Origin of the sequence: Mesorhizobium sp. M7A.T.Ca.US.000.02.2.1, from assembly GCF_003996995.1 — a bacterium.
Classification (GTDB): domain Bacteria; phylum Pseudomonadota; class Alphaproteobacteria; order Rhizobiales; family Rhizobiaceae; genus Mesorhizobium.
In genome coordinates this window covers 1-13,740 of the sequence record NZ_RZTT01000134.1, presented here as the reverse complement: position 1 = coordinate 13,740, position 13,740 = coordinate 1, and the positions used below count along the sequence as shown (strand labels likewise).

The 13,740-nt window shown below is 60.7% G+C and carries 12 protein-coding genes; 7 read left to right on the top strand and 5 right to left on the bottom strand.

Annotated features, from left to right (window positions below; translation table 11 throughout):
- Positions 1-243: 243 nt before the first annotated feature.
- Positions 244-786 (bottom strand): hypothetical protein, encoded by a 543-nt coding sequence (locus tag EOD15_RS15040; RefSeq protein WP_127318053.1) that lies wholly within the window; start codon positions 784-786, stop codon positions 244-246.
- A complete protein-coding gene (locus EOD15_RS15035; RefSeq protein ID WP_127318051.1) occupies positions 787-1,428 on the bottom strand; it encodes a hypothetical protein in 642 nt (213 codons plus the stop codon). It abuts the gene before it with no gap.
- A gap of 284 nt (positions 1,429-1,712) precedes the next feature.
- On the opposite strand from EOD15_RS15035, the gene EOD15_RS15030 reads away from it, so the two are divergent.
- The 4 genes from EOD15_RS15030 (at position 1,713) to EOD15_RS15015 (ending at position 5,868) form a co-directional block, all read left to right on the top strand.
- Positions 1,713-2,594 carry a hypothetical protein gene (locus EOD15_RS15030; RefSeq protein WP_127318049.1) on the top strand — a complete coding sequence of 294 codons (882 nt, stop codon included), beginning with the start codon at positions 1,713-1,715 and terminating at the stop codon, positions 2,592-2,594.
- Positions 2,595-2,763: 169 nt separating this feature from the next.
- Entirely contained in the window at positions 2,764-3,924 is a 1,161-nt protein-coding gene (locus tag EOD15_RS15025; protein WP_127318047.1) for a hypothetical protein, read from the top strand.
- A gap of 454 nt (positions 3,925-4,378) precedes the next feature.
- The gene (locus tag EOD15_RS15020) at positions 4,379-4,798 is read left to right on the top strand and encodes a VOC family protein (RefSeq protein ID WP_013530666.1); all 420 of its coding nucleotides are present in this window, start codon (positions 4,379-4,381) and stop codon (positions 4,796-4,798) included.
- 116 nt (positions 4,799-4,914) lie between these two features.
- A complete protein-coding gene (locus EOD15_RS15015) occupies positions 4,915-5,868 on the top strand; it encodes a DMT family transporter (protein WP_127318045.1) in 954 nt (317 codons plus the stop codon).
- A gap of 375 nt (positions 5,869-6,243) precedes the next feature.
- Here the strand turns inward: EOD15_RS15015 and EOD15_RS15010 are convergent, their stop codons facing one another.
- Both EOD15_RS15010 and EOD15_RS15005 read right to left on the bottom strand, forming a co-directional pair.
- Complete coding sequence (locus EOD15_RS15010; protein ID WP_127318043.1) at positions 6,244-6,591, bottom strand: DUF2934 domain-containing protein; 348 nt, start codon at positions 6,589-6,591, stop codon at positions 6,244-6,246.
- A gap of 97 nt (positions 6,592-6,688) precedes the next feature.
- Positions 6,689-7,300: a BA14K family protein gene (locus EOD15_RS15005; protein ID WP_127318041.1), complete on the bottom strand. Its 612-nt coding sequence runs from the start codon at positions 7,298-7,300 to the stop codon at positions 6,689-6,691.
- Positions 7,301-7,620: 320 nt separating this feature from the next.
- Between EOD15_RS15005 and EOD15_RS15000 the strand changes: the two genes are divergently transcribed.
- The 3 genes from EOD15_RS15000 to EOD15_RS14990 are packed head-to-tail and all read left to right on the top strand — an operon-like array spanning position 7,621 to position 12,868.
- Complete coding sequence (locus tag EOD15_RS15000; RefSeq protein ID WP_127408592.1) at positions 7,621-11,739, top strand: Pls/PosA family non-ribosomal peptide synthetase; 4,119 nt, start codon at positions 7,621-7,623, stop codon at positions 11,737-11,739.
- A 2-nt stretch (positions 11,740-11,741) separates the two neighbouring features.
- Positions 11,742-12,227, top strand: a complete 486-nt coding sequence (locus EOD15_RS14995) for a GNAT family N-acetyltransferase (RefSeq protein ID WP_127318037.1) — start codon at positions 11,742-11,744, stop codon at positions 12,225-12,227.
- On the top strand, positions 12,224-12,868 hold the full coding sequence (locus EOD15_RS14990; protein WP_127318035.1) for a 4'-phosphopantetheinyl transferase superfamily protein: 645 nt from the start codon (positions 12,224-12,226) through the stop codon (positions 12,866-12,868). Before EOD15_RS14995 ends, EOD15_RS14990 begins: the two co-directional genes overlap by 4 nt.
- Positions 12,869-12,877: 9 nt before the next feature.
- Here EOD15_RS14990 and EOD15_RS14985 read toward each other — a convergent pair.
- A partial coding sequence (locus EOD15_RS14985) for a KamA family radical SAM protein (protein WP_127408591.1) occupies positions 12,878-13,740 on the bottom strand: 863 nt, incomplete at its 5' end.

Genomic DNA, 13,740 nt, shown 5'->3' with positions numbered 1-13,740 from the left:
GGGCTCGCCCTTGGCGGAGCGGCACACGCATTGCAATCGCCGTGGCGAAGGTAGTATCGGCTGCGACCCGACTGTCGTCTCGACAAACTCTGTTGTTCATGGAGGCATGGTGGGGCGCTCCAGTTGGCGACTAAGGTGACGAATTCGTCAACGGCAGCGCAACCAACCAGACCTGTCCATAATCAAGTTCCAACGCCGCACCAGATGACGCGATCCGAGTCAGTTGGCTTCGCAACAATCGAACTATTGACCTCTAAGGCTTCGCATTACCCGGACTACTGCCGTCGCCACAAAGGAAACTGCGATTGCGTAAAGCGCGAACACCAGAAGCCACATAGATAAGATTTGTTCTCTTGGCCAAATATCATCGGTATTACCTGTGAAATCGGCGATCAACAGACCGCAACTTAGGTGACGATTACTAGCCAGGTATTCTGCCGCTGCAGGCAGATACGTCCAGCCAATGGCCATCCGGTCGCCGGCAAATGGACAGCTGAATTGTGCAGATATGATAAAATAAAGAACGACGGTCGCCAGCGCTGCCAGCGCTAGCAATCCGAAAGGAATTCGGCGCTCTAGTTTCCTTCCTGCCACAATAGCAGACACGCCAGTAGCAACAACGATCGTCACGACAAAAGAGAGGACAGCAGGCTGCTGTCCAGCGTCTCGCCAAAGAGTAGGAGGGCTGGCGACCATTTCCGCAATAACCCCGATTACAACGGCCGCAACAGCCGAGATGGCAGTCCATCCAGACTTCAGTCCCTCAACCACGTCTTCGATCTTCACTTAGGGAACCAAGCAGGTTACGGTCCCGCCCTCCTGGCCAAATATCCCGATGCTAATCTCTTGGCGTTGAACGATCTTTCCGTTCAAGATCGCCGTCATCTCATAGCGGCCAGGCGGGAGAGTTCCCTTGCTGGGGCTCGTTGGATTATTAAATCGGAACATCGGATCATTGCCGGCCAAATGCCTCGGGCTGAAACCAACAAAATAGCCGTCAATCTCTTTACCTTTCTTCATTGTTACAACTTCCAAACCGATCTCACTGTATGACGACACCGTAACTATATTTACTTTGCTTATATATCGTGCCTTGATAGATATATCGTCTTCCACGTCACTTACCAACATCGACGACAACTCCGCATCCGGTCTTGCTGCGGCGGTTTCCAGAAGCATCCTGTTGTGGTCCATACTACGTTGGAAGGCTTGAGTTGGATCGCCGATTTTACCAAAACTGTCCGCAATGAAAATCCAATCCGCAGAAATTTTCCCTGCAGCGGCTGCCACAAAAGGAGTCTTGGCTCCCTTTAACTGCGCAAGTGAGTCAGCCGGATAGGTCCACGAAAAGACCTCGTCGGCTTTGGCACTTGTTGCTAAAAAGAGATATGCCAGGGCCGCTAGGTAAATTGGTCGAAAATGCTGCATTTGGATCCCCCCAGACAACAAGATATCGCGAAGGTGATTCGAAGACCACAGAATTCACTGAGACTCATCGTCGTGCTGCTGGCCGCATTGCCCTTCGTGCCAAGCCTTCTTCCAAAACGCTGGCAAAATTTGATCTTTCCACCCCAACCAATCCAAACAGACGGCAGATAATTTCAGCTGTGGATAAGACTCTGCGCAGCAGTGGTGGATAAGACACTGCTCGGTAGTGCTTGTGGCCTCATCAACCTCTAGGCTGCCGATACACCGAGGCTGCGGGGTCGCACATGGACGTCATAAACAAGAATATCCCCCTTAATTCCTATACAGTTTCTATAGGAAATATAAGGAAGATCTACCGAGGCTTGCAGAGGCTCGTTGACGAGGAAGCCGACCTTGAAATAGCGAGATGGGCGCCTTTAACCGATCAGACTCAGGAAGAGTTTGAGGCTCGCAAGACGCAGGTACGCAAACTTGCATTTCGCGTAACGATCACGGTAAATCGTGAGAACGGATCCAGCACTTACGGAGATACTGAAGACATATTCGATCTTTCAGGACACGACTCTTTCGTCGCATCTATTTTCATGACAAATAAAACTGCCTTCCGTCGCGAAGCCAATACGGATCCGGTCAACTGGTTTGAACTTCTTTTTGACTTTTCTCAACCGGCCCTTATGGATGCCAATAGCATTGTTTCCAGCCCAACCAGAAACGCAAGCGGCTTTCAGATAAATGGATCGAGGGAGGGTTGGTTGGCCGGAATTGAGCGATTGGTTCTCAATCAGATCGATAAGAAGCATAAACTTCGAAGGTTTTTCCACGGCCCCTTTGTATATGATTATGGGCTAATATTCTTTGGAATGCCTCTGGCGATTTACACTTGCTGGATATTGGTACCGTTCGTAAACGGCGTCATTTCAAGCCAAAGCAACATTTTGGGAAATGGAACCTATGTTTACATCGTTCTTGCTAGCCTTTGGTTCTACAGAGTCCTATTTGGATATACAAAATGGGCCTTTCCACTCGTTGAGATGAAGGAGCAACAGAAAAGGCCGAAACTTCACCGCCGATTCTGGTGGGGATTGGTAATATTGTTGTCGGGCAAGATATTTTGGGATTTCTTCGACCCCTACATTTCAATAGGCCGCTGGTTTGCTGCACCGTAATGGAGCACGTGGTAGTCATTCGGATGTCGCCAAAACAAACGTTCCGCCATCGCTTGCGCCCTCTATCAGGCTTGGCAAAGCTGATTCTGCAAGTTGCGAGTTTGGCTTAAGGAATTAAAACACGGAAATTCTTATACATGAACCAGGGCCATCGAAGAAAATCCAGACAATGCGCAAGATAATCGACCTTGCCATGAAGAACTATGCCTCCATACCCAACTCTCTCCGAGAGGACCCTGGAGCGAACGTGGCTAGAAGTTGGATCGATGTCGATCCTGCGCGAATTTTTCATCATTATTACTTGGATACGCGAGGATATGCACCGCCGAACCCAGATCCGGCGCAGTTCGAGCATCTTAGTCTTCTTACTCCCAGTACAGAACTTCGGTGCCTAGGTGACGGTCTCGGGATTGGCACTGCATTTCGTCGCAGCACATCAAACCAGCTCGGCCAGGCATTTTGCCGTTGGCTTCTGCACGATCATCTCAAGATTACCCATTTCGCACACATGGAGGCAGTCCTCAACCGAGCACCTCAGCCAGGATTTGGCGGACATCGCGTGGAGCGGGTCCAGAAGGGCGATGCGCCAGACTACTTGTGCGCCGCGAACCCATCCAAGGTATTTCTCGCAGAGGCAAAAGGAAGAGTGTCCCCGATCAGCTTCGGTAGTGCAGAGTTCAAGAAGTGGCGAAAGCAATTTGACCGTGTGGTCGTCAAAGATGAATCAGGTACGCTCTGTTCGGTAAAAGGCCACATCGTCGCGACGCGTTTCGCGACCCAGGCGGATTCGGCACGAGTCAGATCCAAATTACTCGCCGAAGATCCAGCTTCGCCAGGAGATCGGCCACTACGGGAAGCGCCCAACCTTGGCTCGGCAGTGATCGCAATCCACTATTCCGACATAGCCGCCAAAATTAGGCAGCCGATCCTATCGAGTTCGCTGGCAACTGGCATCACCGTACCCGGCGAGATACAGTTCCCGGCAGTCGTATGGGAATTTTTGGGAGCGCCATTGCAAGGCAAGCGGTTCGTCGGGGGTTATTTCCCCGGTCGCGACGGTGCGACGTCCCAGACCTTGGCAAACGGTCGAACAATCTTCCTGAATTCCGATCCGTTACGCTTGGACTTGGCCCCTGGGACATTCTTTGGCGTAGAGGAGACCATCTTCAAGGGACTATGCCAGATGGCACGGAGAGGTGACGCGATCGCATCCGAGCTTCAATTGCTCCCCGATATTCCGTTCTTTGACAGCGGTGCTAGTGTCCTGCGAGATGGATCGATTATTGCCCCCGTCCATTACTTCAATCCTCTAGGCGGCGTAATCTACTAATAATAGCGGGTACGAACTGGGGCTCCAAGGTTCGGCAGGCTGAGGTCGCCTGCTAGATCAGAGGCTACCGCCGCCAATACCCCCTCACTCCATTGAAATAATGCCACCTCCCGCTCATGCTTCTGCGCCGCCTCGCGCGTGTCGAATGTTCCCACTTGTGCCGCTTGCCGGTCTTCTCGTCCTTCTTGCGCGAATACAGCCGGGACTTTCCGCCCTTCAGCTTGCGGATCATCTCGCTCTCCCTGGCTGATCAGGATTTCCGCTTGCCCTGGAGGCTGCCAGTGGCGCTCGCGAAAAAGCACACACCCGATCCCAAAGTGGACGCGTGCCTCAGCATCCGTCCAGCTGCGCTGGCGATCCAAAAAACTTGAGATGCGGTGTCGGATCTGCGGGCGCTCAACCGTCTTACAGCAGGCGCCACTCGCTGGCATCCCGACAACGAAAGGAATGATCGATGAGCAAGAAGATTTTCGTGAGCCTGCCGGTGAGCGACGTGAAGGCATCCAAGGCGTTCTATGAATCGCTCGGGTTCAAGAACAATCCCAGCTTCACCAGTGAGGCGGCCGCGGGGATGGTGTGGAGCGACCACATCAATTTCATGCTGCTCAGTCGTGAAAAATGGCAGACAATGACCACGCGCCCGATCCCGCCATCAACGTCCAGCGAGGTCATGCTGGCGCTGTCCCTGGACAGCCGCGAGGCGGTCGATGCGATGGCCACTGCTGCTGCCGCGAACGGTGGTACCGCCGACATCAATCCAATCGAAGATCATGGGTTCATGTACACCCGCGACCTCGCGGATCCCGATGGCCATGCCGTGGGCGCGATGTGGATGGACGTTTCCGCAATGCCTTCTGCCGACAAGGCGGACTGACATCGTTTTCACGATCGGCCGAGCAGCTTCCTTCTCGTCTTTCAAAACGGATGCACGACCCAGCGACACAGGCTATGTTGCCCCGTCTGGCGAGGTCATCGAAGGGGAGGCATGACATGCAGGCAATGCCGATAACGCATCAAGCCGCGCAACCCGTGGCCGGGCCCTCCCTGGCCGGCTATCCGGCCGCCGTCCTGTGCTGGCTGCTTTCGGCGGGTGTCTATATCGCGGCCAAATGGGTGGCGCCGGAAATGCCGCCCTGGGGCCTCTGCTTCTGGCGGCTGACGCTTGCCTGCGCCATCCTGCTGCCGATTGTGCACCGTCATCACGAGGCGATGATCGGGCTTTTGCGAACGCGCGCCGTGGAGGTCGTCGCCGTGGGGGCGATCGGCCTCACGCTCTGCCAGGGTATGATCTACCACGGCCTCAACCACACCGACGCCACCACGGCCGGCATCATCATGGCGCTGTCGCCTGTCATGACGATGGTGCTCGCCCGTTTCGTGCTTGGCGAGCCGCTCGGGCTGTGGAAGTCGCTTGGCGCGCTGGTTGCGCTTGCCGGGATGATTTTCATCGTCGCCCACGGCAATTTGACGGCGCTGCTGCAACTCAAGGTCAACGCCGGCGAGCTGTCGATCGTCGGCAGCGCGTTCTGCTGGGGCCTCTACACCGTGCTTTTGCGCCGTGCCAAATTCGGCATTGAACTCCTGCCGATGGTCGTGCTGCTGCTCGGCGCCGGTGCGCTGGCCGCCTTGCCTTTCCATGTGTGGGAATTGTTCAACGATGAACGCTCCGCCATGGACATCGACAGCGTTCTCGCTCTCGCCTATCTGGCAGGCCCCGGCGGCGCCTTGATGTACTATCTCTACAACAAAAGCGTGCAAACGCTGGGCGCGAGCCGGGCAAGCATGCTGCTCTACCTGCAGACGGTGTTCGTGGCTATCCTCGCCTATCTTCTGCTCGGCGAGGGCTTGCACGATTACGATCTGGTCGGTGCGGCCTTCATCGTCGCCGGCATCGTGCTTGCCACAATGGTCAAGCCCAGGCCGGCTCAACCCCGCGTGGCGTAGAAGTCTGGCGAGTGACGGCTGTGCGGCGGGTCACTGGCGCAAATCAGCACCATAGGCAAAAATGTAGCATAGCTGCCCTCACCGGTCAAGAAAAAATTCCTATCCACGTCAGCCAAGGTGCCCGCCGGACACATGCATTCCCAGGCCAAAAGCTAGCGGCGCAACTGCGGTGGCGGCCAACATTGCAACGAAAGTAAAATTCAGATCCAGCTTGACGGAACATTAGCCATAGCTAATTGTTGATCTATGCGGCAGGTGGTGCCCTCCATCGCTTGCCGAAGATCGGCCGTCCGATCGGCCCGCGTCCTCCGCCAGAGGCGCGGGCTTTCGGGCCGGCCGCGCAATCCAGCGGTATTTTCCGTTCTCAGCTTCCGATCATTTCGCCAGTCCCTCATCGGGGTTTCGCCGCCTTTTGGCCTTGAGGCTGCGGGCAGCCTGCTCGATTGCCGCGCGGTCATTGCCCAGGCGGTCGAGCAGTTCCTGCGCCTCGTCGCCCGATATCCCGGTGCGCACCGCCAGCGCCTCGACCTCCAGCACGTCGGAGCTGGCGATCTCGCCGGTTTCAGGCAGCGCGTCATCCGCCGTCAGCGGCAGGGCCGACTCGCGGTCGATCTCCGCCTCGGCCTGGTGCCAGTGCCGTTCGGGGTCGCCGTGCATGCGGCCTTCCCGTTCCCAGATGTGGTAGGCGCGCTCACGAATTCTGTCGTCCCGGTCGTCGCTCATGGTCAGTCCTCCTTGGGGTCAGGGTTGAACGCCGCGCCAGTGCGGACGCTCCGGAAAATCCGCGCGATCGGATCGCCATGCCGGGCGGCGCGCGGGGCTACTGGCATTGCCGTCTCGGGCCGCCTGAATAGGGCTGGTAGGAGTTGTCTTCCGGGCGGTAGGAGCGGTAGCGGCTGAAGCAGTAATCGCCATGGTCGGCCGAAAGTGCTTCGCCGCCATTATCGGCAACGTAGACGCCCAGGCCGGCGCCGTTTTCGTCGCCATCGCCGGCAACCGGCCGGACAGGCTGGCCGGCGGCTTGGAGATAGGGCGAGATGCAGGGGCGCAGCTGCCCGCTGTAGGAGCGATAGCTGTTGTCGTCCGGATGGTAGGAGCGATAGCGGCTGGCGCACCAGGCGAGATGCGGAGGCGGCAGGTCGGTCGCCGTGGGCGCGATGGCGCCGGTGACCGTCGGGTCGGGCGGTGTTTCCTGCGGTTTGGCGGGGATGTCGGGCGGCGCGGACTGTTTGGCCGGCAGGCGTTCGAGGCCCTGCCCGGCCTTGTTCACCGGCCGCGCCTTTTTGGTCCACAGCTCCGCCACGCTGACGGTGGCCGTCGCCTGGCGCGGCGGCTTTGCCGCAAGCAGCCAGGCCGCCGCAAAACCCAGTCCGCTGCCGAAGACCGCAAGGGTCAGCACGAAGCCGCAGACCAGTCCCAAAACCGCTTTCACGACACGCTCCTTAAGTCCCTGCTCATAGAATGCGGGGCCTCAAGGCTGGTTCCAGAAAAACGCCGACGCCGAAGCTGCCAATCTCCCCACAAGTGGGGGAGATGGCCGGCAGGCCAGAGGGGGGCGCCGTAGCGCTCGACGGGCGGAGGCTTCCCTCCCCTGCAAGCCCAACAAAGAGGGCCAAAAGCCCCGCCCAGACACACTCCAGAAACAATATTCAACAGTTCGGAAAAACTGCCGAAAAGATCGGATGGCATAAGCACCCCACAACAACTGGAAAAATGGCCGTGCCGGGCGATGCCCGGCCTGGACGGGAAAGTATGGAAATGGATCACGGTGTCGACATCGCCGAACTGGACGCGGAACGATCGGGGCTGGAAAGCGGCCTGGCAAGTGTCGACGCGCCGGTAAGAACGGCCCCCGCGACAGCCAGGCGCGGGCAAATCCTGACGGGCGCCGACTTTGCCCGGCAAGGCCTGCCCGGCGAGCGGCTCGACACCGTCTTCGAACAGCTCGCCGACATGTTTGCAGCGCTGCCGGCGGTGATCTCCTACGAGCGTGTCTGGACCTATCGGGAACTGGACAGCCGCGCCACCCAGTTCGCCCGCCTGCTGGTCAAGCGCGGCGTGCGGCCGGGCCACCGCGTCGGGCTCATCCTCGACCGCTCGGCGGAGACCTATGTCGCGCTGCTCGCCGTGATGAAGGCGGGCGCTGCCTTCGTGCCGCTGGCGACCGCCTTCCCCGAGGAGCGGATGGCGCTCATCATCGAAGACGCCGGCGTCAGCCTGATCGTCACCATCGCCGCCTATGCGTCGCGGGCCGGTCAGTTGCCGGTTCCGCATCTGCTGATCGACAGCACTGCTGCCGAAATCTCCAGACAGTCCGACGCGCCGCTGAAGCCGCATGCGAAGGCCGCTTTATCGGACGACACCTGCTACATCCTCTACACCTCGGGCACCACGGGCAAGCCCAAGGGCGTGGTCATCAAGCACCAGAGTTTCGTCAATTTCATCCGCGTCGCCGCCGCCTCCTACGGCTACCGGCCGGGCGACCGCGTCTACCAAGGCATGACCATCGCCTTCGACTTTTCCTCCGAAGAGATCTGGGTGCCGTTCGTCGCCGGCGCGACGGTGGTGCCGGCACCGGGCCAGATGCCGCTGGTGGGCGAGGAACTGGCCGATTTCCTGCGGCTCCACGACATCACCTGCATCGCCTGCAGCCCGACGCTGCTGTCATCGATGACATCCGATGTGCCCAGCCTGCGCACGCTGCTGGTCGGCGGCGAGGCCTGCCCGCACAATCTGGTGGTGCGCTGGTCGAAGCCGGGGCGGCAGATCCTCAACACCTATGGCCCGACCGAGGCGACCGTCACCGCCACCATGGGCGCGCTGACACCGGACAGCGCCGTCACCATCGGCGCGCCGTTGCCGACCTACTCGATCGTCATCCTCGACGCATCGCTGCCGCAGCTTGCCGAACCCGGCGAACTGGGCGAGATCGGCATTGCCGGCATCGGGCTCGCGGTCGGCTATCTCAACAGGCCTGACCTGACCGAACAGAAATTCATCGCCGATTTCGTCGGCCTGCCGAACAACCCGTCGAAGCGCATCTACCGCACCGGCGACCTTGGCCGTATCAACGACCAAAGCGAGATCGAGTATGCCGGGCGCATCGACACCCAGGTGAAGATCCGCGGCTACCGCATCGAGCTCGGCGAGATCGAGGCGGTGCTGCTCGACCAGCCCGAGATCGCGCAGGCTGCGGTCACCACCTGGGAGATCGAGCCCGGCCGCGTCGAACTCGTCGCCTATTACGCCCCCAAGGCCGGCCAGAAGGCGATCTCGCGCGCGGACCTCGCCAGGACGATGAAGCGGCGGCTGCCCGACTACATGGTGCCCTCCTATCTGGAGGAACTGCCTGTTATCCCGATGACGGTCTCCAACAAGGTGGATTTGCGCCAGCTGCCGAAGCCGACAAGCGTGCGGCTTTCGGGCGATCGCGCCAAGGTCGCGCCCGGCAATGACGACGAGCGTTTCATGGCCGACGCGCTGGCCGCGGTGCTGAAATTCGAAGAAGTGTCCGTCGAGGACAATTTCTTCGACGATCTCGGCGCCAACTCGCTGCTGATGGCGCATTTCTGCGCGCGCCTGCGCACCAGGAAGGAATGGGCGACGGCGTCGATGCGCGATATCTATCTCCACCCGACCGTGGCGCGGCTGGCGCTGCATCTGGGCGTGGCGGACGAGATGACGACGGCCACCAACGAGCCCGTCCTCACCCGCCGGGCCTCGAATTTCGCCTACTGGACCTGCGGCGCCGCACAGCTCGTGTTCTACGCGCTCTACAGCTATGGCGCCTTGTGGGCGGTCAATGACGGCCTCAACTGGATGTATGACGCGCTCGACGATCCGCTGCAGCTCTACATCAGGTGCGTGGCGCTTTCGGCCGCCGTGTTCTTCGGCATGTCGGGCTTTGCCGTCCTCGCCAAATGGGTGCTGGTCGGCCGCTGGAAGGCGGAAGCGTTTCCCATCTGGGGCGTGCACTACTTCCGCTTCTGGGTGGTCAAGACATTGATCCGCACCGCGCCCGTCGTGCTGTTCCGCGGCAGCCCGCTCTACAGCATCTATCTGCAGCTTCTGGGCACCAAGCTCGGCAAGAACGCCGTCATCGAATCGAAATCCGTGCCCGTCTGCACCGATCTCATCTCGATCGGCGCCAACACCATCCTGCGCAAAGAATCGATGATCCTCGGCTTCCGGGCGCAGTCCGGCTATATCCACACCGGGCCGCTGACCATCGGTCGCGATGCCTTCGTCGGCGTCGGCTCGACGCTCGACATCGACACCCGGATCGGCGACGGCGCCCAGCTCGGCCATTCGTCCTCGCTGCACCGCGGCCAAAGCATCCCCGACGGCGAACGCTGGCATGGCTCGCCGGCCGTGCCGACCACGGCCGACTATTGCAAGGTGCGCAATGTCGATCCGTCCAACATCCGGCGCTTCCTGTTCGAAGCGGTTCAACTGATCGGACTGTTTGCCATCGTCACCCCCTTGCCGCTTTTGTTCCACAGCTATTGGGAAAACGTCGGCGACGACTACCAGGAAACCATCGGCGTCGTCGCGATCGGCACCACGGTGACGCTGTTCGGCTACATAGCCGCATCCTTCATGGCGGCGACGCTGGTGCCGCGCCTGGTCAGCCTGCTGTTGAAGCCAGGCCGGACCTACACGCTGTACGGCTTCCGCTACTGGCTGCAGACCGTCGCTGAATTCTCCAGCAACTCGCGCGTGCTCGGCCTGCTGGCCGGCGACAGCTCGGCCATCGTGCACTATATCAGGGCCATCGGCTGGAACCTCAACAAGGTGGTGCAGACCGGCTCCAATTTCGGCTCCAACCAGCAGCACGAAAACCCGCTTCTGTGCGAGATCGGCACCGAGACCATGGTGTCGGACGGGCTGTTCATGATCAACATGCACAAATCCGCCTCCGCCTTCCGGCTCGAGCCGACGAGGATCGGCGAGCGCAACTATCTCGGCAACAACATCTACTATCCGCCGGACGGACGCACCGGCGACAACGTCCTGCTCGGCACCAAGGTGATGATCCCCATCGACGGGCCGCTGCGCGAGAATGTCGGGCTTCTGGGTTCCCCTGCCTTTGAAATCCCGCGCATGGTGAACCGCGACAAGGAACTCATCGCGGGCGTCGACGAAGACGACCGGCGCCGGCGCATCCCGCACAAGAACCGCCATAATCTGGTGACGATCCTGCTCTTCGTGGCAACGCAATGGGTCATGCTGTTCGTCACGCTGGCGATCTGGGACCGGGCGCTGAACTACTACACCGAATGGGCCGAGGTCGCGCTGTTCGTCGCCGTGCTCCTGACCTCGGCGATCACCATTCCGTTCTACATCTTCGTGGAACGGGCGAGCCTTGGTTTCGGCCGGCTGAAGCCGCAGATGACGACGATCTACGACGTCGCCTTCTGGCGCCACGAGCGCCACTGGAAGCTGGCGGATTCGCCGATCGTGCGGCTGTTCGCCGGCACGCCGTTCCGGCCGATGATCCTGCGCATGCTGGGCGTCAAGGTTGGCAAACGGGTCTATGACGGCGGCAGCAACCTCACCGAACGCTCGCTGGTGGAGATCGGCGACGACGCCACCCTCAACGAGGGCTGCGTCATCCAGGCCCATTCGCTGGAAGAAGGCGCCTTCAAGTCCGACTTCATCCGCATCGGCAAGGGCTGCACGCTCGGACCTTCCGCCTTTGTCCACTACGGCGTCGTCATGGGCGAAGGCTCGGTGGTCGATGTCGACTCCTTCGTCATGAAGGGCGAAGAGCTGGAGCCCAACTCCATATGGCGTGGCAACCCGGCCAAGCTACACCGCTTCGTCGAGCCGATCACCGACGATGGCTCCAAGGCATCGGCCAGGGCATAGGCTTGAAGAAGGGCATCGGCTTGAACACCGGAGACATCCGTCTCGTTGCCGTGACCGAGGCCAACGGTGCCCTGGTCACGGCCCTGGAACTCGCCCCGGAGCAGAAGGATTTCGTCGCCGGCAATGCGGCGTCGCTGGAAGAAGCCGGGACTGACGAAGACGCACGGCCACGCGTCGTCATGGCCGGGACCCGTGTCGTCGGTTTCCTCATGTACGAGGCGCCCGAGGATGACGACGAGGCGCGCATCTACCGCTTCATGATCGACCGCGCCCAGCAGGGCAAAGGCTATGGCAAGGCCGCGTTGCGCGAAGTGCTGGACGAAATCCGGGGGCTCGGCCACATCAGCCACGTCTCGATCTGCTACGAACCGGAGAACGATGCGGCGCGAAACCTCTATCGCAGCGCCGGTTTCGTCGAAGAAGGGCTCGACGAGGACGGCGAAATGATCGCCGATCTCGCTTTGCCGGCACGGACGCACGAGCCGTGACGCGGCTGCCCGAGGAAATCGCCTTGGCCGAAGCGATCGCCGCCATCGCACCATCGGGGGTCCGGATCGGATGCCGGATGATCCGCGACGGCGACGAGGCCCATCTGCTGCCTGGTGAAGCGCATTCCATTCCCGCGCGTCAGCCTGGCATGCGGCGCGCCAGCGGCGCGGCCCGGTGGATTACGCACGGACTGCTGGCGGAGCTTGGCGTCGGCGACGTCGCCATCCTGCGCACGCCAACCGGCGCGCCGGTCTGGCCCGACGGGATAACCGGTTCGCTCGCTCACGACGACGACATGGCCGTGGCGGCGGTTGCCCCGATTGGCGATATCGCCTCGCTCGGCATCGACGTCGAGCCCGCGCAGCCTCTCCCGGATGATATTTTGGCGCTCGTGACAACGCCCGCGGACCGCACGGACGCAGCCGACCGGCATCTTGCCGGCCGCATCCTCTTTGCCGCCAAGGAAGCCGTCTACAAGGCCGTCTATCCGCTCGATCGCGAGGTGCTGGGCTACGAGGACATCGCCATCGACCTGAACGCAGGCCAGGCGACGACGAAGACCGGCCGCAAGGCGCGGCTTGCCTACTGTGTTGCCCCGCGCGTGGTGGTGCTCGCGTTTATCGAGAGAGATGCGCAGTAGCGCGCAGCTCTATTCGCCAACGATCTCCCTATATCCCCTCACCTCGCCATCGAGCCCGCGCAGCCGCCAGTTCTTGCCGTCCCGTCCCTCGACATGGCAAGGCCCGATCGGCACCTTGCCGCCGCCTTCCGGCAGGTCGAGCACATAGACGGGGTTGCAGATGCCCGACAGCCGCGCGCGCAGCGCTTCGGTCAGCGCCTGTCCCTGCGCAATCGTCGTGCGGCGATGCGCCATGCCGCGCGCGAGGTCGCCATGGTGCAGGTAATAGGGTTTGACGCCGAGGCGGTACATCAGCTCGCGGCAGAGCTCCTCCAGCGTCTCGACGCTGTCGTTGACACCCTTGAGTAGAACGCTCTGGTTGAGCAGCACGAACCCGGCTTGCCTAAGCGTGCGGCAGGCCACCTCGGTAGCGCCGGTGATTTCACGCGCGTGATTGAAATGGGTGACGACAGTGACCATCAGCCGGCCCTGCAGCGCCGCGACGAGCCCTGATGTGATGCGCGACGGCAGCACCACCGGCACGCGCGTATGGATGCGCAGCAGCCGTACATGGGGGATCGCTTCTATGCGCGCGAAGATTTCGGCCAGCGCCTTGTCGGGCAGCGACAGCGGATCGCCGCCGGTCAGGATCACCTCACGGATTTCGGGGTGATCCGCGATATAGGCCAGCGCCGGCTCCAGCGCCTCGTGCGTATAGCCGCGGCCGATCGCGGTCAGCGATTCCTTGCGGAAGCAGAACCGGCAATAGACCGCGCATTGATAGGTCGGGAACAGCAGCACCCGGTCGGCATGACGGTGCGTCAATCGCGGCACCGGGCTGAATTCATGGTCGGCGATCGGATCGTCGAGCTCGCCTTCCACCTCCTCCAGTT